At 45.0% G+C, this 24,999-nt stretch carries 21 protein-coding genes and 8 pseudogenes; 21 read left to right on the forward strand and 8 right to left on the reverse strand.

The features are described from left to right. Position 1 precedes the first annotated feature (1 nt). The 3 genes from ACYQ0C_RS05540 to ACYQ0C_RS05550 form a co-directional block, all read right to left on the reverse strand. Positions 2 to 181, reverse strand: coding sequence for a hypothetical protein (locus ACYQ0C_RS05540; RefSeq protein ID WP_016278431.1), 180 nt, complete (start codon positions 179 to 181; stop codon positions 2 to 4). Then, positions 171 to 617, reverse strand: coding sequence for a DUF1896 domain-containing protein (locus tag ACYQ0C_RS05545; RefSeq protein ID WP_016278430.1), 447 nt, complete (start codon positions 615 to 617; stop codon positions 171 to 173). The genes ACYQ0C_RS05540 and ACYQ0C_RS05545 overlap by 11 nt, the downstream gene beginning before the upstream one ends. Positions 618 to 718: 101 nt before the next feature. Continuing rightward, positions 719 to 2,008: a DUF3945 domain-containing protein gene (locus tag ACYQ0C_RS05550; RefSeq protein ID WP_016278429.1), complete on the reverse strand. Its 1,290-nt coding sequence runs from the start codon at positions 2,006 to 2,008 to the stop codon at positions 719 to 721. A 486-nt stretch (positions 2,009 to 2,494) separates the two neighbouring features. Between ACYQ0C_RS05550 and ACYQ0C_RS05555 the strand changes: the two are divergent. Both ACYQ0C_RS05555 and ACYQ0C_RS05560 read left to right on the forward strand, forming a co-directional pair. Then, positions 2,495 to 2,701, forward strand: a pseudogene (locus tag ACYQ0C_RS05555) (helix-turn-helix domain-containing protein). Positions 2,702 to 2,719: 18 nt separating this feature from the next. After that, a complete protein-coding gene (locus tag ACYQ0C_RS05560; RefSeq protein WP_025076639.1) occupies positions 2,720 to 5,887 on the forward strand; it encodes an SIR2 family protein in 3,168 nt (1,055 codons plus the stop codon). A 112-nt stretch (positions 5,888 to 5,999) separates the two neighbouring features. Here the strand turns inward: ACYQ0C_RS05560 and mobC are convergent. The 3 pseudogenes from mobC to mobA form a co-directional block, all read right to left on the reverse strand. Continuing rightward, positions 6,000 to 8,012, reverse strand: a pseudogene (mobC, locus tag ACYQ0C_RS05565) (conjugal transfer protein MobC). 46 nt (positions 8,013 to 8,058) lie between these two features. After that, positions 8,059 to 9,240, reverse strand: a pseudogene (mobB, locus tag ACYQ0C_RS05570) (conjugal transfer protein MobB). 148 nt (positions 9,241 to 9,388) lie between these two features. Further along, positions 9,389 to 9,823: pseudogene (gene mobA / locus ACYQ0C_RS05575) on the reverse strand (conjugal transfer protein MobA). Between the two features lie 892 nt (positions 9,824 to 10,715). Between mobA and ACYQ0C_RS05580 the strand changes: the two are divergent. The 19 genes and pseudogenes from ACYQ0C_RS05580 to ACYQ0C_RS05670 all read left to right on the forward strand — a co-directional run bounded on the left by ACYQ0C_RS05580 (position 10,716) and on the right by ACYQ0C_RS05670 (position 23,846). Further along, entirely contained in the window at positions 10,716 to 10,910 is a 195-nt protein-coding gene (locus ACYQ0C_RS05580) for a hypothetical protein (RefSeq protein ID WP_025076634.1), read from the forward strand. A 63-nt stretch (positions 10,911 to 10,973) separates the two neighbouring features. After that, positions 10,974 to 11,384, forward strand: coding sequence for a ParA family protein (locus ACYQ0C_RS05585; RefSeq protein ID WP_016278420.1), 411 nt, complete (start codon positions 10,974 to 10,976; stop codon positions 11,382 to 11,384). Positions 11,385 to 11,386: 2 nt separating this feature from the next. After that, positions 11,387 to 11,929: a DUF3408 domain-containing protein gene (locus ACYQ0C_RS05590; protein WP_016278419.1), complete on the forward strand. Its 543-nt coding sequence runs from the start codon at positions 11,387 to 11,389 to the stop codon at positions 11,927 to 11,929. A 3-nt stretch (positions 11,930 to 11,932) separates the two neighbouring features. Continuing rightward, complete coding sequence (locus tag ACYQ0C_RS05595) at positions 11,933 to 12,865, forward strand: hypothetical protein (RefSeq protein ID WP_016278418.1); 933 nt, start codon at positions 11,933 to 11,935, stop codon at positions 12,863 to 12,865. Positions 12,866 to 13,337: 472 nt separating this feature from the next. Next, positions 13,338 to 13,637 carry a DUF4134 domain-containing protein gene (locus ACYQ0C_RS05600; RefSeq protein WP_016278417.1) on the forward strand — a complete coding sequence of 100 codons (300 nt, stop codon included), beginning with the start codon at positions 13,338 to 13,340 and terminating at the stop codon, positions 13,635 to 13,637. A 23-nt stretch (positions 13,638 to 13,660) separates the two neighbouring features. Beyond that, a pseudogene (locus ACYQ0C_RS05605) lies at positions 13,661 to 13,981 on the forward strand (DUF4133 domain-containing protein). Positions 13,982 to 13,984: 3 nt separating this feature from the next. Then, positions 13,985 to 16,489 (forward strand): annotated as a pseudogene (locus ACYQ0C_RS05610) (TraG family conjugative transposon ATPase). A gap of 22 nt (positions 16,490 to 16,511) precedes the next feature. Continuing rightward, positions 16,512 to 16,643, forward strand: coding sequence for a hypothetical protein (locus tag ACYQ0C_RS05615; protein ID WP_008020351.1), 132 nt, complete (start codon positions 16,512 to 16,514; stop codon positions 16,641 to 16,643). Beyond that, entirely contained in the window at positions 16,644 to 16,919 is a 276-nt protein-coding gene (locus ACYQ0C_RS05620) for a hypothetical protein (protein WP_004313115.1), read from the forward strand. 4 nt (positions 16,920 to 16,923) lie between these two features. Continuing rightward, positions 16,924 to 17,553: pseudogene (locus ACYQ0C_RS05625) on the forward strand (DUF4141 domain-containing protein). Between the two features lie 27 nt (positions 17,554 to 17,580). Continuing rightward, the gene (gene traJ / locus ACYQ0C_RS05630) at positions 17,581 to 18,594 is read left to right on the forward strand and encodes a conjugative transposon protein TraJ (protein ID WP_016278412.1); all 1,014 of its coding nucleotides are present in this window, start codon (positions 17,581 to 17,583) and stop codon (positions 18,592 to 18,594) included. 30 nt (positions 18,595 to 18,624) lie between these two features. Next, positions 18,625 to 19,248, forward strand: a pseudogene (gene traK, locus ACYQ0C_RS05635) (conjugative transposon protein TraK). Next, positions 19,238 to 19,528 (forward strand): hypothetical protein, encoded by a 291-nt coding sequence (locus tag ACYQ0C_RS05640; RefSeq protein WP_009040011.1) that lies wholly within the window; start codon positions 19,238 to 19,240, stop codon positions 19,526 to 19,528. Before traK ends, ACYQ0C_RS05640 begins: the two are co-directional and overlap by 11 nt. Beyond that, positions 19,512 to 20,363 (forward strand): conjugative transposon protein TraM, encoded by an 852-nt coding sequence (locus ACYQ0C_RS05645; RefSeq protein WP_016268087.1) that lies wholly within the window; start codon positions 19,512 to 19,514, stop codon positions 20,361 to 20,363. Before ACYQ0C_RS05640 ends, ACYQ0C_RS05645 begins: the two co-directional genes overlap by 17 nt. Before the next feature lie 12 nt (positions 20,364 to 20,375). After that, positions 20,376 to 20,780: a conjugative transposon protein TraM gene (gene traM, locus ACYQ0C_RS05650; RefSeq protein WP_004313122.1), complete on the forward strand. Its 405-nt coding sequence runs from the start codon at positions 20,376 to 20,378 to the stop codon at positions 20,778 to 20,780. Positions 20,781 to 20,784: 4 nt separating this feature from the next. Then, positions 20,785 to 21,684, forward strand: coding sequence for a conjugative transposon protein TraN (gene traN / locus ACYQ0C_RS05655; RefSeq protein ID WP_016278411.1), 900 nt, complete (start codon positions 20,785 to 20,787; stop codon positions 21,682 to 21,684). Between the two features lie 16 nt (positions 21,685 to 21,700). Continuing rightward, positions 21,701 to 22,291 (forward strand): conjugal transfer protein TraO, encoded by a 591-nt coding sequence (locus ACYQ0C_RS05660; RefSeq protein ID WP_016268084.1) that lies wholly within the window; start codon positions 21,701 to 21,703, stop codon positions 22,289 to 22,291. A gap of 25 nt (positions 22,292 to 22,316) precedes the next feature. Beyond that, the gene (locus ACYQ0C_RS05665; RefSeq protein ID WP_016268083.1) at positions 22,317 to 22,778 is read left to right on the forward strand and encodes a TraQ conjugal transfer family protein; all 462 of its coding nucleotides are present in this window, start codon (positions 22,317 to 22,319) and stop codon (positions 22,776 to 22,778) included. A gap of 156 nt (positions 22,779 to 22,934) precedes the next feature. Continuing rightward, positions 22,935 to 23,846 (forward strand): M48 family metalloprotease, encoded by a 912-nt coding sequence (locus tag ACYQ0C_RS05670; RefSeq protein WP_016268082.1) that lies wholly within the window; start codon positions 22,935 to 22,937, stop codon positions 23,844 to 23,846. Between the two features lie 21 nt (positions 23,847 to 23,867). Here the strand turns inward: ACYQ0C_RS05670 and ACYQ0C_RS05675 are convergent, their stop codons facing one another. Together ACYQ0C_RS05675 and ACYQ0C_RS05680 are read right to left on the reverse strand one after the other, a co-directional pair. Further along, the gene (locus ACYQ0C_RS05675) at positions 23,868 to 24,329 is read right to left on the reverse strand and encodes a hypothetical protein (protein ID WP_016268081.1); all 462 of its coding nucleotides are present in this window, start codon (positions 24,327 to 24,329) and stop codon (positions 23,868 to 23,870) included. Between the two features lie 359 nt (positions 24,330 to 24,688). After that, positions 24,689 to 24,928, reverse strand: coding sequence for a hypothetical protein (locus ACYQ0C_RS05680; RefSeq protein ID WP_016268080.1), 240 nt, complete (start codon positions 24,926 to 24,928; stop codon positions 24,689 to 24,691). Between the last annotated feature and the right edge of the window lie 71 nt (positions 24,929 to 24,999).

Raw genomic sequence — 24,999 nt, forward strand, 5'->3', positions numbered from 1 at the left:
TTCATTTTTCTATGTCCGTGTCTTTCTCCGCCGGATTCAGGATGCACTTCAACCCTCCGAAACCCGAATAACCGTTCAAGACCTTGCGTCCCTGTTCCGTAAGACAGAACTCCGGACGCATGAGTATCAGCTCAAGTGCGGCTATGTTATCCGCCAGATGTTGTCGTCTGTTATATGCCATATCGTTCTATATAGGATTGTATGAAACCTGTAAGTTCAACGGTAAGTGTATGATAGGACGGGGATGATTCAAACCTGTCGTCTATGGGGTATTTGCCGAATATCGCCTCTGCGGGCAGCAATACCTTCAGACAGAAATCCGTCCGTCTTTCGGGCTGTACTTCGGGAAACCACTCCGATACGGCCTCGAAAACCGCATCGAACCGGGAAAAGCGCAAGTCCTGATAGAGAACCGTGTCAGCCAGTTCCAAAGCCTGCGTAACAGATAAGCCCTCACGTATGGCGTGTTCGTAAGCCTCTGCGGCACTGTCCGCACGCTCCCGGATGAAAGCCTTGTCATCGGCCATGTGCGGGTGACTTTCTCTCAAATAAAAAAGGAGAGCTGTCTCAAAATAGGACAATTCTCCGGTTGCGGTATTTTTATCTTGTATAGTCATTTGTTTTCACTTTAAAATGTTAATCGGATATTAGATATATACCCGGCTGCCATAAAAGAGAACCGGGTATATATCTGATGTAAACATGAATAATCTGTCTGTTACACGACTGAAAGGCTCTTTTTTGACCGGGCCTTTACAGACGCCACATGACGGGGTGCCTGCTGTTTCACCTCCTTTTTTCTGTCGTTCTTCTTACTGTCAATGGCAGGCTTGTATTCACGGGCGTTACGTCCTATCAGCAGTTGGTTGCTCTTGTTGCTGAAGCGTACATCATCGGAAAATAGCCTGCCTTTGTAGCGCATATTTTCAACGAACACCATTTCATGGTTCTGGAGCATCTTCTTCTGCTCCGGTGTGATTTTGGCACCCATGATAGTGTCGTTGACTTTCAGTTGTTCACCGGACTGTTTGAAAGCGATGTCCATTATTCTCGGATCGACGAAAGCAACCCCGGAAAGTAGTGTGTCATTTTTGCGCTGTATGTCGTTGATGGGAAGTTGGCCGCCTGACGCGAGGATTTGCTTCTGTTTGTCATCCAGCCTTTTCCCGTAGATATAATCGGGTATCTTGATGGCATCCACGGGCATGGTTATGATACGGTTGCTTGGTTCATGGAAAGATACATAACAGTTGCAGACCGTTCCTGTATGTGTATCCCTCATCTCTTTGATTGCCCCCAAAGTTCCGGTGTCTTTAAGCGACTGCTTTTCCTCGTCCGTGAATACTCCTTTATAGGCCGGAAGGTCATACTGCGGTTTGTCGAGCCTGCTTAAAGTTTTCAGTTGCACCTTGCCGTCCTCCCCTTTGACACAGAGGAAACAGGCTTCTCCCATATCCTTCTTTTCACCGTTCACTTCCTTGCTGATAGGGAAAGCCATTGAGGTAATTCTTCCTTTCAGCATCTCACCCATGCAGTGGTTATCAAACAAGAGTTGCTTGTCAACTCCCAATGCGGCGAGTTCTTTCCACGGAAGCTGGTGCTCGTCGAACTTATATCGGCGGGCGAGTTTGGCGATACGACCTTCATCGTTGAGTTCGCTGTTCTCCACCAGTTTTTTACCTTCCACTCCGGGGTCTTCCCCTTTTCGGATCTGGACAACGGCGTTCAACGTCTTGTCCAATGCTGCGAGAGGAATAAGGAAAAAACTGAAACTCGTGGGATTTTCGTACTGGTTCTTGAAATTCGTGAAGAATAGTTCCAGTGGTGAGGTACGGTCCAATTTGAGGAAACTGTTGCTGTTCTTCTTGTCGGGTGGCACGATTTCGAGACTGCCGTCCTGCTCGTTCATTTTGGAAACGACTGCGGTCTTGTTTGTTCGCTTGTCAAGGATGGCCATTACATGTTCGTCCTGACTCTGTTCTTGTTGTTCTTGCTTTTTCTTAACCATAAAATCAATAATTTAAGTGATACAATAATTAATAAATACCGGGTAAACTTTAGTCCGTCGGTGCGAATGTAGGATATTAGTTAATAGTATGTTATAATTTTGACAGTATGGGGAATGAATGGCGGTATTTGGCATTTTTTGGCGAGTAATGCAAATAAGATTCAGTTATTGTAATACAAAAAGTCAAGAGGATTACAGCCAGAGGATTATTGTCTTACGGTATCATTGTACATAAAATAATAAGAGCCATCTAATTTATGTTTGGAATGATAAAATATATATTTTATCTACTATCTGCATTTTGCAAATTGAGTTAGCTTATTTGATACTATAGTTGGAATCTGCGTGAAGATGTCGTTTGTATTAATTTTGTTCTCTGTGCTAACTGGAACAGATATAGAAATATTTCCTTTAAAAAAAGACAATATAGTAAATTGACTTGAACTATTTTCAATATATTTGCATATTACATCTACTATTTGGAGTATTACGAATGATATAAATCGTATAAAAGTTATTCTGGTGGAGAAGAATAAAATAGGAAAATGGTTGGCTATGCAATTGGGGAAAGATCCTTCTACCATATCCAAATGGTGCTCGAATACCATTTAACCACCGTTAGAAACACTTGATCAAATTGCAGTAGTACTTAGAGTAGACAGAAGGGATTTATTAAACAAAAGTCAATATTGAACTTAGCTATACAAGAAGATGGCAACTAATACATATATGTTAGAATATGATGCATTTATCCGATCAATAAAACAAAACAAGAATGTTTCTCATGCTGTTTTGTTAGGGGCAGGAGCATCAATTTCTTCCCAAATACAGTCTGCGGCAGATTGTATTTGGGAGTGGAAGCGTGATATATATTCTTCCAATAATCCCAATACGACTTTAATTGTATCAAACTTCAGGTCTGAAGCCGTTCGTAGGAGTATCCAAGCATGGCTTGATGCGCAGGGAGAATATCCTTTAATGGGATCTTCTGACGAATATTCATTTTATGCGGAAAAAGCTTACCCTATTGAGGCAGACAGACAAAAGTATTTTGAACAATTAGCATATAATAAAGCACCATATATTGGATATAAGCTACTCTGCATGTTGAATAATGCAGGGATTGTTAAATCTGTGTGGACAACAAACTTTGATGGGTTGACCGAGAGAGCTGCTCATCAAATGAACATTACACCTATATGTATAACTTTAGATGATCCAGAAAGAATTTTCAGAAATGAGAATTCTCATGAATTATTATACATAGCACTTCATGGTGATTACAAGTATTCAAAATTAAAAAATACAAATCAAGAATTAGACACACAAAACAATATCTTTAAAGATGCTTTAAAACGATATTTTGTAGATAAAAATTTAATTGTAATGGGTTATAGTGGCCGAGATAAATCCTTAATGAATGCTTTGAAAGAAGCATTCTCACAACCAGGATCAGGTCGCTTATATTGGTGTGGATTTGGTGATGATATATGCAGTGAAGTAAAAGACTTAATTGATATTGCAAGAGTGAATAACCGCATTGCCTACTTTATTTCAACAGATGGGTTTGATAAGACTATACTTCAGCTAAGTAGGGCCTGCTTTGAGGATGACATAGTTAAACAGGAAGAAATAAAGAAACTAATAAAATCTACAATAAAGAAAGACGAAACCAAGACTAGCTTTAGAATAGAATCTCCGCGTGATGATAAATTCGTAAAAAGCAATCTCCATCCTGTGGCTTTTCCGAAAGATGTATATCAATTTGAAATAAAAACAAATGGAGAACATTTATGGAATAATATAGACCAAATTATAGGTAACAATAGAGACATTGTTGCAGTTCCATTCAAAGGGAAAGTATTTGCTGTTTCATCAATAGCAAAAGTAAAAGAAATATTTGGAGATTATCTTAAGGGAGATATTCTTAAAGATCCTATAGGAGTAGATGATATACGAAAAGTTTCTGTCTTTCAACGTCTAATGATGAAGTCTATATTGATAGGTATTTCAAAATCAGCCAATTTAGAGACTGATGGCAAGTGGAAATTATGGAAGAAAACAACTTCAAAGAAAGCTGTTAATGGTATTGAGTATTTTATAGCTGATGCTGTTGAATTATCGTTCTTTTTCGGAAAAGATACCAAATTCGCATATCTTAGTATTAAACCAACAATTCACATCTATACTCTTTCTAATGAAATTATTCCAAAAGATATTAAGTTACAATTTACGAAAGAGAAATTCGACAGATTATATAATGCACAATATGATCAGGCATTGGAAGATTGGAATAGTCTAATCTTCCATAATAACTCTCTGCGATTTACTTTTCCTATACTGACAACGAGCGATATGAGTTTTTCAATATCCAATAATGTGGCTTTTTCAGGAATTAAAGTATTGAATGACAAGTATAAGTCATATCCAATCAGTATGGAGCAAAAAAAGATTGTTTTTAAAGGTGTTGAGTTTTTGGAGCCACAATTACTATTTCAGAATAAAAATAGCGACTTCAAATCTAGAGATTTTCATCCAATGAGAGGCTTGGTAAACCATTATCCATTTGATTATCAGAATAATGGAATTACCAATACCTTCAATGTTGAATTAGGCGTATTATGTCCTTCAAAGTATTCTACTCGGTTATATGATTTTCTCATGAAATTAAATACCCAGCATAAGGCTCCAGAAAAGAGTGAATATATAATTGATTATATTGGATTCAATCAAATATACAATATACCAATTGAAATTCCTTTGATAAATGGTGAAAAGTGGATAGATGTGAAATTCAGCTCATCTACATCCATCAAGGATGGTGCATTGAATTTAGCTCGGACTATTTGTACCAAAATAGAAGCTTTGCATGAGAGTTATAAAGCAGATATGACAATTGTAATCTTTATTCCCAATGAATGGCAACTATATAGACATATAGAAGAAGATACGTGGGTATTTGATTTACACGATTACATAAAAGCCTATTCGGCACAAAAACGAATAAGTACTCAATTTATTGAAGAAGATACGCTGAATGATTCTTTAGCATGCCAAATTTATTGGTGGCTATCACTTTCTTTTTATGTGAAATCACTCAGAACCCCATGGGTATTAAATACAAATGATAATGAGACAGCATATGCGGGTATTGGCTATAGCGTTAAGAATAATAATGGTGAAACCTCAATAGTATTAGGATGTAGTCATATATATGACTCACATGGACAGGGATTGAAATATAAATTATCAAGAGTACAGGATTGCTATATAGATAATAAACGTAATCCATATTTATCTTATAATGAAGCCTATAATTTTGGAATTTCGATTCGAGAATTATTCTTGCATTCTATGGAATATCTACCCAAACGAGTTGTTGTACATAAAAGAACTGAGTTTAAGCCTGATGAAATAAATGGTATTGTTGATAGCTTGCAAATTGCAGGAATTGAAAATATTGATTTGATTTCAATAAATTTCGAGAGAGAAGTCAAATTTATGTCCACCAAGTCGAATTATGGTAAATTGCAAATTGATAATTTTCCAATTAGGAGAGGAACATGTGTTGTTGTTAATGATTATGAAGCATTACTCTGGACACATGGGATAGTTCCTTCAGTCAAATCTGATAACAGAACTTTTTATTTAGGAGGACGTAGTATCCCAAGCCCATTGATAATAAAAAAACACTATGGGAAATCAGATATCAATGTAATTGCAACAGAAATATTAGGGTTAACAAAAATGAATTGGAACTCATTTGACTTATATACAAAGCTACCTGCAACTATAGATTCATCAAATCAAATAGCTCGGATTGGTAATCTATTAACAAGATTTGAAGGTAAAACTTATGATTATCGATTTTTTATCTAATAGACTTCTTGTAGGTTTGTTTTTTGCACATGCGTTGAAGGATAAACTTCCGTAAAGTCTAATATATAATTTCACTAGTGTCCTATTAAAATAGGGACACTAGTGAAATTGGTTAATTATCTTCCCCTCCCAACAAATGTTTAAGTGCTGGATCATTCTCTATGCGAATCAGTTCGTTCTCCACCAGTTCGACAATATCCTGTTTGATTTGCCGGTAGTTCGCTTGTATCTGCTGTTCCATTGTATCATTGCCGTTCTCGTCCAGAAAGCTGCTGATTTCGGGAATTGGCTGGTAGGCCGCCGTCTCTTTCTGTACTGCTTCATTATCCACCACTATCTGCGCATGGAAAATTTTCTGTTCTATTGTCTCTCCGAAATTGTCAGCTACGGCACCGACAAACATGCCCTGCGAAAGTGTACTGATTTTGCTGGCAGGTATCAGGCTGTCCAGTTGCGTGTTGATGGAAGTAGAAATATCGTTACGGTTGATGCTCATGGATTCCCTCTTTTGTAGAATCTTTCCAAACCTTTCTGACAAAGTTTTCGCTGTTTCACCTACCACTTGGCCGCTAAAAACATTACCCACAGTTGACATGATGACGGCGGCCTCCTTGTCTCCGTAATCGCGCTTTAGCTGGCTGAAATCCTGAAAACCTAACACGACCGCAACCTTGTTGCTTCGTGCCGTGGCAATCAGATTATCCAGACCTTTGAAGAATATGGTGGGTAACTCGTCAATAATCACACAACTTTTCATTTGCTTTTTCTTGTTTATCAACTTCACAATACGGGAGTTATACAAACCTAAAGCTGCTCCATAAATAGAAATTCTATCGGGATTGTTGCCGACACATAATATTTTGGGTTCTTTGGGATTGTTGATATCCAACGTAAAATCACTGCCGGACATTACCCAATATAATTGCGGGCTTATCAGTCTTGACAGTGGAATTTTAGCGGATGCAATCTGGCCCATCAACTGTTCCGCAGCACCGCCTTTCCATGCGTCAACGAACGGACTCAAATAATTCTCTAAATCAGGATAGCTTGTCAGAATGGTGAATACGTCTTCATACCTTTTATTAAGTAATTCAATGGCATGTGGGAATGTGCAATACTTACCGTTTTCATACAACTTCAAAAACCAGATTATCGCAGTAAACAACACTATCGGAGATTCCACAAAGAAGTCTCCCTGCTTTTGCACCCAACTTTTATTCAGGTTCAACATGATGGTATAACTGGATTCATACGCATCCGAAATATCCGTCATCAGTTCGGGTGCCAACGGGTTACAACGATGGCTTTTTCTTGGATTGTCGAAGTTGATTACATAAAATTTGGGTGGTATCTTATAACGGTGTCTGTATTTAATCAGATGGTTATAAGCGATAACCGACAGGTCATCAAACTTGAAATCGTATATGTAGAGCGCATAGGATTTCTCGATGGTTTGCTTGATAAACTGATTGACAATCGCATAGGACTTCCCGCTCCCTGGCGTTCCTAATATCATTGTTGCTCGAAAAATATTTACAAGATTGATAAATCCGTCGTATGTCTTCCCTTTATACCAGAACTTTGTCGGCAGATTGACGGAATACTCGTTTTCCATGAGTTTTGTTTCCTGCATGAAGGATTCATTCTCCCGGTTGAAAACGTCCTCTAACAAGTTGTTCTTCAACAGACGACTTATCCATAAACCGGATGCTAACAGACAGAAGAAACCACTGATTAAAGTCGTGACATACAATACCGCACACACATCTGATGATGCACTGACGGACAACAACCACCAGTTCAGGAAAAAGAGTATAGTGCCCGCTATGGCCGCAACAATTATCTTCCTTCATGTGATTTCATGCTTCTTTACCCCCTTGTTACCCATACAGGACAGACCGAGGAAGAGGACACAAAACAGTTTGGTGTAAAGAAGCACTGAGAACAGTCCGGTGGTACGCTGGAAATTGGACAGTATCTTATCCACTATATCGAGCGTTCAGCCCATTTCTTGTAGCCAGCCGTAACAAAACCAATAGATGTGTATCGCCAAAAATAAAAAACTGATGGCCCGCATAAAGTCCGTGACTTTGGCAAGACCTCTTAAATCATCTTCATTCTGCATAATTGTAACTATTAAAATTAGACTTCTTGTTCCATACATTATTATATTATAACCTGCGCCTGCGCTTCTTCTTTTTCTTGCGCCCGAAGCGGAAAGCCGGATCGATGTACTCGTGCGTATGGTCATCTTCCATGAGTACGGAGAAAATGTCAATGGCACCGAGTGCGGACGTATCAATCAGACTGCCGGACGGTTCACTCTGATAGTTGCCTTGATTTTCCTGCTGCCGGTATTCCTCCCTTTCCTGTCTTTCTTCCGCATCCGTTTCCCGTTCCTGCCGGGGCGTATCCTGCTCCGGTAGTGGTATCAGCCTTGTACGGTCCGCATCCGGATTGTTGAACAGTTCGTTGAATACATTGGCTGAAAAGGCTTTGCCCAAACGCGAGCCGTTGAACACTGTCCGGCTGGTATGGTCTATGAAAGTGATACCGTACAGGCGTCCTTCGGGATTGATACGGTAAACCACTTCTATATCCGCATCTTTCAGCTTGCGGGCAAAATCCTCTTTCGTACTTATGTCCTGCATGGCTTTGACTATTTCCTGCCGTGCCCTTTCGGCAAGGCTGTTCCTTTTCACCTTTTTGGCAGAAGCGGCAAACTTCTTTTGCAGGGCTTCATAATCGAATACTTTTCCGAATTTGCTGGATTTGAAAGGCGTTCCCGCCTGCTGCCCGTCATCGTCCAAAGCTCCGTACATGATGCCGTGATATTCCTTTCCGTCCACGCTTCCCCTGACTTCGTAAACAGTGACATTATACAAATTCAGAAGGGTGTTGTATTCGGCAAGCGAATGGCAGTTGTAACATTCCAGTAGAGTACGGGCGGTATGCTTCACCTGCGCTTTCACGTCACCTTTCGGATAATCCACTTTTTGCAGGGATAGTAATTCCCTTTCATTGTGTTCTCCGAGTGTGGGATGAAGGCCGTATTTCACTTCCATATCCCGACAGATATTCTGTGCCCGGATAGCCTCCCGGTTGTGGTCTATCTTTTCTCCCTTCTCGTTGATGCGTACCGAAACGATGTGCATGTGTTTGCGGTCTATGTCTTCATGTAGTCATACGATATAGGGCTGGTTCCCGTAACCGAACTTTTCCATGAACTCCTGCGCCAATACGGTCATTTGTTCTTTTGAAAGAATGTCTTTCGGGGATGGATTCAAGGAGATGTGGATAACCGGTTTCCTGACGTGCGAGTTGAGTGCGATATAAGGCTCGAAAGCCTGCACGCAGTTTTCAATCGGCACATTGCCGGAAGTGTCCGCCGCTATTTTCGGGTGTCACAATACCTTTGCCGTACCGTCGTCCACCTTTATTTTATTATAGGCAATCACTCCGTAAAACGAACTGCCCGATGTGATATTCGGTACCATGACGTTATTCCTTTTTAGTGAGATACTCCTTTTCGTATCGCTTTGTAAGTTCGATAACCTGCCTGCATACTTCTTCCAGTTTACGGGTTTCTTCAGCGAGTTTGTAGAGAAACGCAAGCGATTTCTTCTCCCCGTAAATGGTATGGATGGTCTTTACACATTGGTTATAGTTGTTCCCGATGCGTCGGAACTGCTGATAGAAAGCGGTGAGCTGGGCATAATATTCCTGCGCTTCCTTATCAATCTTCACTACCTTGAACTCTCAACCGAAGATACGGGCGAAGATAAATTCGGCTTTGTTTTTCATGCCCGATTGCTCGAACATGGAGATAAACTTTTCGTTCTCTCCGTCATTGAGACAGAGGTAATAGCGGTGCGTGCGCGGGTCTGCCAGCACCTTGCGCCCTGCGGCGCCACGGATTCTTGTTTCATCTTTCATACATGAATAATTTAGGAAGTTCGACTTAGGAGAACTGACATCCACGAAAGAACTTTCGGGGAGAGACTTTCAGCGGGTGGAAATATTTTCAACCGCTGAAAGTACACCTCGCTATATGCTGACGCATATTAAAATCCGGCTGAGCCGGATTAAAGGTCTGAAGGATTTGTTTGACGTTCTCTTTTCGAGAACGGGCTGCGCTCTCCCGGCGACAAAGGTAGATAGTTTTTTCGGTATGGCTATTACCCGGTATCCCGCCAACAGCCGCCAATAAATGACTTTGAAACCACACGTACATTACGGATGCTCTTTTTGAGGTTTATTTGCAGCCGGATAGCTATTCAGCTACTTATTTAGATAGATAAAAAGGTAGTTATCAGGATAGCTATCCGGACGGTTTTCTATCTGAATAGCTTTCTATCTGAATAGCCATTTGATTAAGTATGTTTTCAGACAAGCATTCATAAAGCTATATATCCGCTTATGCAGCTATACATTTATAAAAATGTATAGACAAGCAAGTGGATATTCGGATACACCGTTATTCAGATAAATGGACTATTAGCCGAATATTTATGCAGACAACCAGATAGCTATATAGCCGGATAGATAAATAGCTATATAATTATAGCTATGTAAGTATATAGCTAAATAGACAGATAGCTTTATAGCTAAGTAACTATATAACTATAAAGCTAAGCGGATAATGAAATGACAGAACGAATAAGCGGATAGATGTCTATCTGCTTAATTATCAATATATCAAATTATTCACTTAAATTAGGTAACAATGGAAAAGAGACAGAAAACAGTATTCGTTTCGTTCGCCTCCCAAAAGGGCGGTGTGGGTAAATCAACATTCACCATTTATGCGGCATCGTGACTGCATTATGTGAAAGAGTTGAACGTGGCAGTGATGGATTGCGACTATCCGCAACATTCGATTATCAAACAGAAAAAACGGGATATAGAAGTGGTGAAGACCACACCTGTTTATCAGAACCTCTTGGTAGAGCAGGCCGGACGATTGAAGAAAAAGGCTTATCCGGTCATCGGTAGTAACCCGGCTGATTGCATGGCGGAGTGAAGGGCATTTGAAGGGAAAGCGGATACGCATTATGATATTGTACTGTTCGACTTGCCCGGCACAATGGGCAGTGACGGGGTGATAGCCGCAATCAGTGCGCTCGATTATCTGTTCGTGCCGATAAAGGCAGACCGTCTTGTGCTGGAAAGTACGCTGAACTTTGCGACCACCATTAATGACCGGCTGATAAAGACCGGCGTGTCCTCCCTGAAAAGTCTTCATCTGTTCTGGAACATGGTTGACCGCAGGGAGCGCACGACCTTGTATGATGTGTATCAACAAGGCTTCTCCCTGTTAGGGCTGGACTGCCTTGGAACACGTATTCCAGTGCGCAGCAACTTTACCAAAGACTTGTCCGTTACCGGCGGCCCCGTTTACCGGAGTACGCTGTTCGCTCCCGATGCGGCCTTCACCAGAGAGTGCGGCTTCGATACGTTCATGGATGAAATCATATCTGTACTTAAAACCGAATAGTCATGGCAAAGAAAACAAGCAGACAGAATCCGGTGGATGAAGCGTACCTGCGTAGCTTAATGGCGGGTGTGCCTTCGGAACCTGCCTTATCTCCGGTCCTTTCCGTTACCGGAGAGACCTGCGGTAAAAGAGAAAACGCCTTATTCGATGAGAAGGGTAAAAAGGTTAATAGTGTGGACGAAACGGCAGTTAACGATGTGAACGAAACAGTGGATAATGGTACAAATGAAATAGTCCGGGATATTTCCGGTGCAGATGATACCAACTGTTCGGAAGTCGTTACGGACAGACCGTCACCGAAAACGATTCGCACGACACTGGCTGACTTTATCCGTAAGTTCCTCACACCCTATAAATGCGAAGGCAGACAGGGGGTATATATAGACAAGGAACTGCACCAAAAGATATCGGTCATCGTGGGCATTGCCGGAAAACGGCAGTTGACGGTAGGAAACTACATAGACAATGTATTGAAAGAACATTTTGAGAAACATGCGGATGAGGTGAAGACTTATCTCCAAAAGAGTTATAACAAAATATTTTAGGTTATGGATATACAATCAGGTTACTATGAAGCCGGAATCGTTCTCTTCTGGTTGCTGTTCGCCTATCTGTTCATGGACAAGTTCCTGTTCAGAGGACAGCTTGGCGAAATATGTTTCGGTAAGGCACGCCGCCGCATGGCAAAAACCTTGCGGAGCATAGCCGGATGGTTCGATCCGGTAAAGGAGGAACAGAAGAAAGGACGCAGGCGCACGAAAGGGAAAACGGAAAAGAAAGAGGTTCCGGTGGTATCGGAGTCTGAAAAGAGGAATATTCCGACTGCAAAAGCGGAAATGAAGGATGACGAAAAGGTAGAAGCTAAGAAAAAAGCAGAAGGCAAAAATATGGAAAAACCACCCCAAAAACAACCTGAAACGGACAGCCTTGTCGTTACAAAAAGCTATGGTACACGCCAACAGCCGCCAATAAACGCCATCGGTTCCGGGGCTATTGCAGGTAAGGAAAATGCCTCTACTTTTGCTGACAGAACCGAGGAAACAATGACGCAGAAGGCTGTACAAGTGCCGCCTGAGCGCATCCCGGATTTGTTCCGGGACAAGCGCGTGGAAGAGTGGCGGGCTTTTGAGGCCGACAGTTCCGGCAGGCTTGAGGATAATAAGGGACAGACTGAAAACGGTGACGACGTGGATACCGACGAGTTGAACGAGGGACTGGAAGATTTGAACTGTGCCCGTGAAGATTATCTGGGCAGTGCAGCCGGTATCGGGCCGGAAGAGATTGACCTGATTATCGACCTCTGCAATGGCAAGGATATTCCGACAGACAAACGATTGTCCCTTTTAAGGGCAATCCACCATATCAAAGATACGCAGATTGAACGTTCGATACTGGAAAGCATCAATGGCAGCGACAGCCGTATCAACAAATTTCTGGATGAAGCCGAACATTTGAATGAGGCTGCTCCGGACAGTGACTAACCAATTAAAAAAGGAGGTAACAATGGCAAGAGGTTATTTTGATACGGGTTGATGGCCCGTATCACTATAAAGAGAGAGATTCGGTAGAAAACCAACAATAAAACGTATCATCCATGTTTATGACGTATTTCGATTCAAGTTGACAAACGGTGGTTTCCCGTCATAAGGGGAAACCTATTAACTCCCAGAGAGACAATCATTCCATTAACTTATCCATAAAACGACAGTGGCAATGACAAAAAGCTATTATGATTCGGGATGATCCGCATCCCGCTTTCAAGAGAGAATTAACAAGAATGTTTCACCACCAAATCAAGTGACAATGCAAATGGCATATTATGACTCCGGCTGATTTCCGGCCGGAACTTACCCCCTGAATCAATAAACCATAAGCGGCTGCGGGCTGCCTTATGGGGATAGTGAAAGGGGCAGGCCGTGGCTTTTTTAATCATTTTAAAAATCACGGAAATAAATGAAAAAGAAAAGATTGATTATGATGCTGGCCGCTGTTGCGGCGGCAAGTGCGGCAATAGCACAAGGAAACGGGCAGGCAGGTATCACCGAAGCGACACAACTCGTGACCGGATATTTCGATCCCGGCACAAAACTGATTTATGCAATCGGTGCTGTAATCGGCCTCGTCGGTGGAATCAAGGTATATCAGAAGTTCAGTTCGGGCGACCCCGACACGAGTAAAACTGCCAGTTCGTGGTTCGGAGCCTGTATCTTTCTGATAGTCGCCGCCACCATTCTGAGGTCGTTCTTCCTCTAAAAACATAAAAAAGACAATAACTTATGGCTGATTTTGAAATAAATAAAGGGGTGGGCCGTGAAGTTGAGTTCAAAGGACTCCGGGCACAATACCTGTTTATTTTCGCCGCCGGCCTGCTTGCCGTATTCGTGATGTTCGTCATCATGTATATGGCAGGCGTCGGACAGTGAATCTGCATCGGTTTCGGAGTATCGGCGGCTACGATACTGGTATGGCTGACCTTTACGCTGAACCGTAAATACGGCAGCCACGGGCTGATGAAGCTGTTCGCGGCCCGGCAGCATCCCCGGAGAATCCTCTCACGAAAACGTATCACACGTCTGATCAACAAACAACAATCGTAAATTATGAGAAGTATATTAAAAGCATCCACACTGGAAAGCAAGTTTCCCATCATGGCGGTGGAACACGGCTGCATCGTCAGCAAGGACGCCGACATCACGGCCGCTTTCCGGGTCACACTGCCGGAAGTATTTTCGGTATCATCCGCAGAATATGAGGCGATGCACGCCACATGAGCGAAGGCAATCAAGGTGTTGCCGAACTATTCAATCCTGCACAAACAGGATATTTTCATCACGGAGAAATACGAGCCGGACATCCGCCGGGACGAACTCAGCTTTCTCTCCCGCAGTTTTGAACGCCACTTCAACGAACGTCCCTACCTGCACCACGCCTGCTACCTGTTCCTCACCAAGACCACCAAAGAGCGCTCCCGGCAGCAAAGCAACTGGAACACGCTCTGCCGTGGTTTTCTGGTTCCGAAGGAGATAAGGGACAAGGAAACGGTGGAGCGTTTCATGGAAGCGGTGGGACAGTTTGAAAGTATCGTCAATGACAGCGGGCTTGTCAGGCTGGAACGGCTGACTACGGAAGAGATTACGGGAACGGAAAACGAACCGGGTATTATCGAACGGTACCTTACGCTCTCGGCAGACGGAACTACCATGTTGCAGGATATGCAATTGAATCCGGACGAAATGCGTATCGGTGACAAGCGGCTCTGCCTGCATACACTTTCCGACCTCGATGACCTGCCGGGAAAGGTAAGGACGGACGGGCGGTACGAACGCCTCTCGACAGACCGCTCGGACTGCCGCCTGAGTTATGCCGCACCCGTAGGCGTGATGCTGCCCTGCGACCATATCTACAACCAGTGGATATTCATAGACGACAGTAACGAAAACCTTTCCCGTTTCGAGAAGGCGGCAAAGAACATGCAGTCGCTTTCCCGGTACAGCCGCAGCAACCAGATCAACAAGGAGTGGCTGGACGAATACCTGAATGAAGCGCATACCAATGGATTGCAGTCGGTGCGCTGCCATTGCAACATCATCGCATGGGCGGAAAACGGGGACGAACTCCGCAGGGTGAAGAACGATGTGGGAAGCGCACTGGCATTGATGGAATGTACTCCGCACCATAACACGACCGATCTTCCGGCTCTCTATTGGGCGGGTATACCGGGAAATGAAGCGGACTTTCCGGCCGAAGAGACGTTCTACACGTTTACCGGGCAGGCGCTCTGTTTCTTCACGGCTGAAACCTGTTACCGGAACTCGCTCTCTCCCTTCGGCATCCGCATGGTGGACAGGCTGACGGGAAAGCCCGTCTTCCTCGACATATCGGATTTACCCATGAAAAAAGGGGTGGTGACCAACAGAAACAAGTTCATACTTGGCCCGTCAGGCAGCGGAAAGAGTTTCTTTACCAACCATCTTGTGAGACAGTACTGGGAACAAGGGACGCATATCCTGCTGGTGGACACCGGAAATTCATACAAGGGACTCTGTGACCTGATACATCAGAAGACCGGAGGGGATGACGGGATTTATTTTACATACAAGGAAAATGATCCGATTTCTTTCAATCCGTTTTTCACGGAGGATTACCGGTATGACATCGAGAAGCGGGACAGCATCAAGACACTGATACTCACCCTTTGGAAAAGGGAGGACGAACCGCCCCGACGTTCGGAAGAGGTGGCGCTCTCGAATGCGGTCAGCCTGTATATCGAAAAGATAAAGAAGAACCGGAAGATAAAGCCGAACTTCAACTCGTTCTATGACTTTGTAAGGAAGGACTACCGCAAGATACTGGCAGACAAGAACGTGCGGGAGAAGGACTTTGATGTGGACGGTTTTCTGAACGTGCTGGAACCTTATTATAAGAACGGTGAATACGGGTATCTGCTGAACTCGGACAAGGAACTGGATTTACTGAACAAACGGTTTATTGTATTTGAGTTGGATGTTGTGAAAGATAATCCAATCCTCTTTCCGGTTGTCACCATCATTATCATGGAGACGTTTATAAATAAAATGAGACGTTTGCAAGGTATCCGCAAGATGATACTGATTGAGGAAGCATGAAAGGCAATCGCCAAGGAAGGTATGGCAAACTACATCCGTTATCTTTTTAAAACAGTCAGAAAGTTTTACGGAGAGGCGGTTGTAGTGACGCAGGAAGTGGATGATATAATCTCTTCCCCCGTTGTGAAAGAGACGATTATCAACAACAGCGACTGCAAAATACTGCTTGACCAGCGGAAGTATCAGAACAAATTCGACCAGATACAGAACCTGCTCGGCCTGACGGACAAGGAACGCAGCCAGATACTTTCTATCAATCTTGCCAATGCAGCGAACCGCCTTTATAAAGAGGTCTGGATTGGGCTTGGCGGTACGCAAAGTGCGGTATATGCGACAGAAGTTTCGGCTGAAGAGTACCTTTGCTACACCACCGAAGAGACTGAGAAACTGGAACTTACCCGCCTTACGGAAAAGCTGGGCGGAAACATCGAACTGGCTATCAAACAACTTGCCGAAAGCAAACGGCAGGAAAACAAGTAACCATATTAAGCTATAGACAACAATGAGTAAGAAAGATTTATTAAGCCAATGCAGGGAAGCACTCGGAGATGCGACCCTGACCAATCTGGATCTGCTGAACCTGATCGGGGAAATGAAGAAGGAACTGGAACACGACCGCATCTGCGGTCACTGAATGAACAAGGAAGGCGGCTCCACGCTGACAATCCGTAAATCCAACCATGTGACGGACGGATTCAAGGGATACAAGGCTACGCTGTTCGCCGGAGAAATGAGTTATACCGAAATCAATATCCCGCTTCGGAAAGGGGACGACCTTTTCCTGCACGGGAACAAGGATGCCGGATGTATCGGGTATTTCAGCGGAAGCGAGGTATTGCTGTTCGGCTGTTACGGACTGTTTGCCCGTGATGACGACAGCCGGTATTTACTTACCAAAGAAAGGAGATAGACGCATGAAAAAGAGAATGATAATTTTATTCATGGCACTACTGTCCCTTTCGGTGACAAGCAAAGCACAATGGGCAGTGATAGACCCTACGAACCTTGCTCAAGGCATTGTAAACTCGGCCAATGAAATTGTACAGACTTCCACAACGGCACAGAACATGTGAAGTAACTTTCAGGAGACTGTAAAGATTTACCAGCAGGGAAAGGCCTACTACGACGCTTTGAAATCTGTACACGATCTCGTAAAAGGGGCACGCAAGGTACAACAGACTATCCTTCTGGTAGGTGACATCAGCGATATTTACGTGACTAATTTCAATACGATGATGGGCGACCCGAATTTTACCGTGGAAGAACTCTCGGCCATTGCTTTCGGGTATAACCGGTTGCTTGAAGAAAGCAGCAACCTGCTGCTGGACTTGAAGGAAGTGACCACGGCTACCGGACTCTCGATGACCGACAAGGAACGGCTGGACATCATCAACCGGATATATGGCGAAGTGCTGGAATACAAGAACCTGACATGGTACTATACCCGAAAGAATATCGGCATATCGTACCTGCGCAGCAAGAAGAAGGGGGATTCCCAGCGGGTGCTTGCCCTGTACGGGACACACGACCAGCGTTACTGGTAATCATTCATCATTAAAAAAAGATAGACTATGATATTACTATCAATAGACTGGACGAACCTGCATGAGTTGCTGCGTTCGCTTTACGATGAAATGATGCCGCTGTGCGAGGATATGGCAAGCGTGGCAAAAGGTGTGGCGGGTATCGGTGCCCTGTTCTACGTGGCTTACCGAGTGTGGCAGTCCCTTTCAAGGGCGGAAGAGATAGACGTGTTCCCGCTTTTCAGGCCGTTTGTGCTGGGCCTTTGTATCATGTTCTTCCCTACTATGGTGCTGGGGACAATCAATGGGATTCTTTCCCCCGTATGCAGTGCCACTTCCTCACTGGTTGAACAGCAGACTTTCGACATGAGGAAGTATCAGGAAGAGAAGGACGAACTGGAACGGGAGGCGATGCTGCGTGACCCGGCAAAGGCTTTCCTTGTGAGTGATGAGGAATTTGACAAGAAAATAGACGAGCTTGGCTGGTCGCTGGGGGACATGGACACGATGATAAACATGTACGGGCAGAAGGCGGTGTATGACATGGGGGAAAAGGTGAGGCAATGGTTCCGCGAACTGCTGGAACTCTTCTTTCAGGCAGCTTCGCTACTGATAGACACACTGAGGACTTTTTTCCTGATTGTCTTGTCGATTTTGGGGCCTATCTCTTTTGCGCTGGCCGTCTATGACGGATTCCAGAGTACGCTCACCACCTGGCTGTCACGCTATATCTGTATTTACTTATGGCTGCCCGTAGGTGACCTGTTCGGTGCTATCCTCTCACGCATACAGATTCTGATGTTGCAGCAGGACATCAAGCAGATGCAGGACCCGACATTTATACCGGATGCTTCGAACAGCGTTTATTGCATCTTTATGATTATAGGTATCATCGGTTATTTCTGCGTTCCCACAGTGTCCTCGTGGATTATTCAGGCAGGCGGTGCGGGAGCTTACGGGCAGAAGGTGGGCGGTGCCGGGAAAATGGCCGGAAACGGTGCGGCGGCAGTCAGCGGCGCAGTCGGCGGATCGGTAGCCGGACGTATCAAGAAAATGTTCTAAACATATCACTTTAAAAAACAGAAAAAAGACATGGAGTTCAAATCATTAAAAAACATCGAGACATCATTCCGGCAGCTACGGCTGTTCGGAATGGTATTCCTGGGAGTATGCGCACTGGTAACAGTCTTCGCCACCTGAAAGGCATACGAGTTTGCCGAGGCGCAACGGCAGAAAATCTATGTACTGGACAGCGGAAAATCGCTGATGCTGGCACTTTCGCAGGACATGCAGCAGAACCGCCCCGTGGAAGCGAGGGAACATATCAGACGTTTCCACGAACTGTTTTTCACCCTGTCACCGGACAAGAGCGCCATTGAAAGCAACATCCAGCGTGCCCTTTACCTTTCGGATGAAAGCGCCATCGGTTACTACCGGAACTTGCAGGAGAAAGGCTACTTCAACCGGATGATCGCGGGAAACATCTCGCAGACGCTGACGGTGGACAGCATACAGGGGAACTTCAACAGTTATCCATACGAGATGAAGACCTATAGCCGGCAGCACATCATCCGTTCGAGCAGCGTTACCGAAAGGTCGCTTGTCACCACCTGCCGTCTGAGGAATGTAACCCGGAGCGACAACAACCCGCAGGGCTTTCTGATAGAGAGTTTTACCATCATCGAAAACAGGGACATCGGACAGTATGAAAGATAACGGTATAAAAAAGGTCTTCCACTCGTTCAGAACGGAGAAAGACCGATATATAATAAAACTCCGCAGGCGGTGGCAACGGCTGAGCTACCGGCAGCAAAGGATTATCATCCTTTACCTGCTCGGACTCTTCGCCGCCATCGACCTTGCCTACATCGTGGGCGGTTTCTGCGGGACAGACAAATTTCCGATTGAGGTACAGCATCTCCAAAGGATTGCGCTTCCCCAAACGGACAGTATCCAACCATTAAAAAACAATGTATCCAATGACACAATCCGATAAGAAAGAAGAAAAGAATAAAGAAACGCAGAAAGCGGAACCTGCATCCGAAAAGGAGAAGAAGTTAAACCGCAAGGTTGCCGACAAACTGAAATTCTATGGCGTGGTGACATTCCTCTCCCTGCTTTGCGCCGGGTTCATCTGGTTTATCTTCAAACCGGACACACCCGAAACGGTGGAAGGAATGGCGGGAATCAATACGACGATACCCGACGCTATCGCACCGGAGACGATGGCCGACAAACAGAAGGCTTACGAACTGGAAGAAATGAAGAAACGCAGGCAGGAGAAGGTAAGAACCTTGCAGGATGTGGCCGGGGGCTATCTGACACCGGACACAACGGACGGGCTGAAACCGGAAGAAGATGTACCGAAAGCGGATGCTATCCGGGAGTCCAGAGAAAAACAGCGGCAGATTTCAAGGCAGATCACCTCGTTCTATCAGGAACCGAAGGAGAGTCCGAGGGTGGACGAACTGGAACGGCAGGTGAAGGAGCTTAACGAAAAGCTGGAACGCGAACGGAAAGGACAAGACCCGCTGGAACTGATGGAAAAGTCGTATGAGATGGCGGCACGCTATTTCCCCGGACAGACGGGTGGACAGGTGAAAAACATACAGCCTGCGGGCGTTACGGGCGGTTCATCCGGCAATCCTGCCGCCATAGCTGCCGGACGTGCTACGGAGAATGTGGTTTCGTCACTGGCCGTACCTCCGGTACCCGACACGATACCCCGCAATTACGGTTTTGCCACTGCCGTGGGCGGCGGACAGCTTGCCGGAGCCAATACGATACGTGCCTGCGTGGCCGAAGACCAGACAGTGACCACCGGAGCATGACTGAAGTTCCGGTTGCTGGAACCGCTGCAAGTGGGCGGTGCGCTTGTACCTGCCAATACTCCGCTATATGGTACGGTGCGTATCGAAGGGCAGCGGATGGCAGTCACAGTAAACTCCATAGAGAGTGGCGGGAATATCCTGCCGGTGGAACTAACGGCTTACGATATGGACGGGCAGGCCGGACTTTTCGTTCCGAATACCGCAGAACGTACCGCCATGAAAGAAGCCGCCGCCAATATCGGGGGCAGTTTCGGAACAAGCATCTCGTTCGCACGCAGTGCCTCGCAACAACTCGTCATGGACGTGACAAGGGGCGTGCTTGGCGGCGGATCACAATATCTGGCCACAAAGATGCGTGAGGTGAAGGTGGCTGTGAAAGCGAATTATCAACTTTTATTAATATCCAAAAAGCAGTAATCAGATGAAGACAAGAATTATTTTATCATTAGTAATGCTTTTAACCGTATTGTCGGTAAAGGCGCAGGAACCGGTGGAAACAAAGATTTTCCCCACCAACCAGATTATCTCACCGCATAAGATTGAGGTGACTTTTCAGAAAACCGTACATATCCTTTTCCCTTCCGAAGTGAAATATGTGGATTTGGGTTCGTTCGACATCATAGCGGACAAGGCCACGGGAGCGGAAAATGTAATACGCATCAAGGCGGCGGTGAAAGGTTTTGAAGGGGAAACGAACTTCTCCGTCATCACTGCCGACGGTTGTTTCTATTCTTTTAATGTGGTTTATAAGGACGAACCGGCCTGGCTTTCCATTGAGATGGAAGACTGGCTCCGGGACAATCCCGAAGGCGGGATTGCGGGCGACCGCATGTTCGTGAAGCTGAAAGAACTCGGCGGGGAGACACCGCTGGTGGTGAACCGTATCATGTACACGCTGTATAAGAAGAACAAAAGGGACATCAGGCATGTCGGTTGCAAGAAGTACGGCATACAGACACTGCTCAAAGGGCTTTATATCAACAATGACCTGCTGTACCTGCATACTTCCCTGCGCAACAGTTCGGATATATCGTTCGACATTGACTATATCCGTTTCAAAATTATCGACAAGAAGGTGGCCAAGCGCACGGCCATGCAGGAGAACTTCATAGAACCGGTAAGGACATACAATCGTCTGACAACGGTGGACGGAAAAGCCACGGTACGTAACATATTCGTGCTGCCAAAACTTACCTTGCCGGATGACAAACTGCTCGTCGTGGAGGTTTACGAAAAGGGCGGTGCCCGTCACCAGTCGTTCCGCATAGAGAACACAGACCTTGTGGCGGCAAAACCAATCAGTGAACTGCATCTGAAATAATAACCTATATAATATAATGTATATGCAAAGAATACTATTCATACTGACAGTTGCCGTGTTGTCGCTCTTTGCGGGCGAAGCACACGCGCAGCGTGACCTGCCGGGACAGACAGGCATACAGTTCACATCGGGCGGGGTGAATCATTTCCTTTCATGGAAGAGTGGCGGCGAACGCCACTACTTCACCTCGCTGGCCTTTACACATTCCAACCGTAACCGTACCTACTGGCTGTATGGTCTGGATTATCAGATAAAGGAGTACACCTACGAAAATAAGGCAATACCCAAAGCGCAGTTCACGGGGGAACTCGGTTACTTTATTCCCGTATTGTCGGACAAGGGCCGGAACGTCTGTTTCCGTATCGGACTTTCCGTTTTGGGCGGCTTCGAGACAGTCAACTGGGGAACCTCCCTGCTTCCTGACGGGGCGGCAGTGACAAACGGTGACTGCTTTATTTATGGCGGCGGCCTGACGGCGGCTTTCGATGTCTGGCTGACAGACCGGATTATCCTGCTGATGCAGGTGAAGGAAAGGGCGCTGTTCGGAACGGATGCGGGTAACTTCCATACCCAGATAGGATTGGGCGTTCGCCTTATTATTAACTAATAAAAAGAGAAAGGAGAAACAAAAAATGAAAAACGTATTATATATATGTATAGGCGCACTGCTTGCGGCGCTGGCCTTCAGTTCTTGTAACGACGGGATAGACATCCGGCAGGATTATGATTTCAGCCTCTCGTCATGGTATCTGCAAAAGCAGATTGCAACGGGTGAAACGGTGGAGATACGCTTTTATCTTGACCGTGAAGGGGACTATGAAAAGGCGGAGTATGAAATAGGTTACATTCAGATGGAAGGCAAGGGAGAGGTGTCCGACAGTGAAGGCATAAAACTTGTGAACCGGGAAGTGAGGCCGCTGACAGAGGTGCCGGGACTGGATACGGAAAATCCGGTGAAGCAGGTATTCACCCTCTTTTACCGTTCGACAAGCGCCAGACGTTCGGAACTGAAATTCTTTGTCCGGGATAATTTTGGCAGGGAAAGAGAAATGACGGTGACGTTCGATTTAGAAAGCACTACGGCAAAGGAATAACTGCTACCATTATCTATCAAGAAAGACGGTGGGGAAACCTATCGTCTTTGTTTTATGAAATTTGCTTAATGAAAACAAATGAATAAGTAATTGTTCCGGATTGCACAAAATTTGTTTTTATATTTAGCCGGAAGTTAATAGTTCAATCATATACGCATGAAAACAACACTCAGAATATTCCGTATCATCAGCAAGCTGTTGCTGCTGGCTTATGTCACGATAGTGAATTTTGTCTTTATTACGGTGTTTTACGCATTGCTACTTTCAATCTTGCGCCATATATGGCCGGCATATATACCGGGGCTGTTTGATGAGGGGGTGATTCCGTATTTAGTCAATACGTTACCGTATTATCTTTTGCTGTTATTCATCCTTTATTCCATTTCTCCGCTAAATGTGTGGGTGCTACGCAGAAAAGAAGGATACCGTCCTATGAACAGTTCCGATCGCATGAGGGTGGAACGGTTGCTTTCAGAAATGGGTATGAACCGGAAGCTGAAACTTTATCGTAACAATGACGCTCGGGTAAATGCCGCCGCATTCGGTTTCAATACGATAGGGCTGACGGGCGGAGTACTCGCCTCCGCTTCGGATGAGGAGCTGAAGGGCATCATCAGCCATGAAGTGGGGCATATCTCCCATTACGACTTTGTCTATCAGGTGCTTTTATTCTCGATGGAGTCGTTCGGTTACCGTTGCCTTTATGGTATATTTCTTATTCCGGCTTTGATATTCGGGATAATTGGCAGCATGGTGTTTGCATTGGTTCCGGCTTTGGGCCTTGTGGGTGAACTCATAGCGAAGTTATGGTGGGCCGTTTACAAACTGCTTCACCGGATTATATACGGCATCAGCCGGATAACTGACGTGAATATCAATAAATATGCCGAGTACCGTTGTGATGCCTATGCAGTGAAATATGGTTGCGGCGAAGGATTGCTTTCTTTCCTCCGCCGGTTGAAAAGGACGGAAGACGTTTACGGTGAGCGTCCGACTTTCACCGAATATATCATGAGTACGCATCCGTCCACCGAAAAACGGATTGCACGGCTGGAGAAACTACTGTAACCTGCGGTAAAGAATGTGTGCCTATATCATTTTACGGATATTGGTATAGGGAGTACCGGATGCGTATATCTGCTGCATTTCTGTGGAAAAGTCATCGTAATAACAGATGATATGACCACCGACAAGCGCATTGCCAAAAAACTCTTTTTCCGGAAGTATTTTTTTATTGTCCGCCTGCTTTATCAAGTCGTCATACAAGGCACGATACACCTTGTTGGTATCTGCTGGAAAAGCGGTTTCCGGTATGGCTACTGAAAGGATTATCTCCGGGCATTTGCCCGCTTCACGCAGCATGACTATCGTATCCGCACCTAATAATCCGATATAGGAATGCGGATTGCAGGTGAATGTGCGATAACCTTCATTATAAAGTGAAAGGATAATCCGGTAGAGTTCCATACGGATTTTATCTTCCTTGAACCAGTCGTATTTGGTTGTCTTTTCAATGGTACTGCCGGTAATGGCAACGTTCTTGTTGTACATCTTCCTATGATTTTTGAGTAATACCTTGTCCGTAACTTCCTGTTATGTACCAAAAAAGCACGGAACTTAACAGGTTCTACTCTCCGGTACGACCAAGCACCCATGCAGGAAACGAGTTAAGACCGTGCCATTAGTGTATGACAAGGACTCTGCCCGTTTATTCTCCTGCATTGAATTTGGTCGTTTCGAGAGTAAGAACAAACAGCTAAAAGCTATTCTAATATGTTATCATTCAAAATCTTTAATCTTATAACTTTCTTTTTTGGTTCAACCCTGCAAAAATAGAAAAAAGCCGGGCAACCGCATAGGGATTGCCCGACTTTTTTAAGAAGAAGTATTCAGGTGTGGGGTGTGGCAGGTCATTCCACCGGCTCGCCACCATAGCGAAGGCGGCGGATGTCCTCGTGGATTTCACACATGATATGCATCTGCATCCGCTTGCTGATATGACGGCTGTCGGAACGCATGAACAAACGGTTCTCTATCAGACTGCAAAACTTCGTGCCCTCCCTGCTTACAATGCAGACAATCTGATTCTCAAGAAAAAAATCCCTGTCGGTGGAATATTCCACATTCGGGGCTGTTCTTATATACTTCATATATCGGTATTTTAAAGGTTTTACGGTGGCGGTGTGGGTGGGGTCGTCCGGCCCTGCCCTCTGTTCTCTTG

The sequence above is a fragment of the Phocaeicola sartorii JCM 17136 = DSM 21941 genome, from assembly GCF_054653615.1.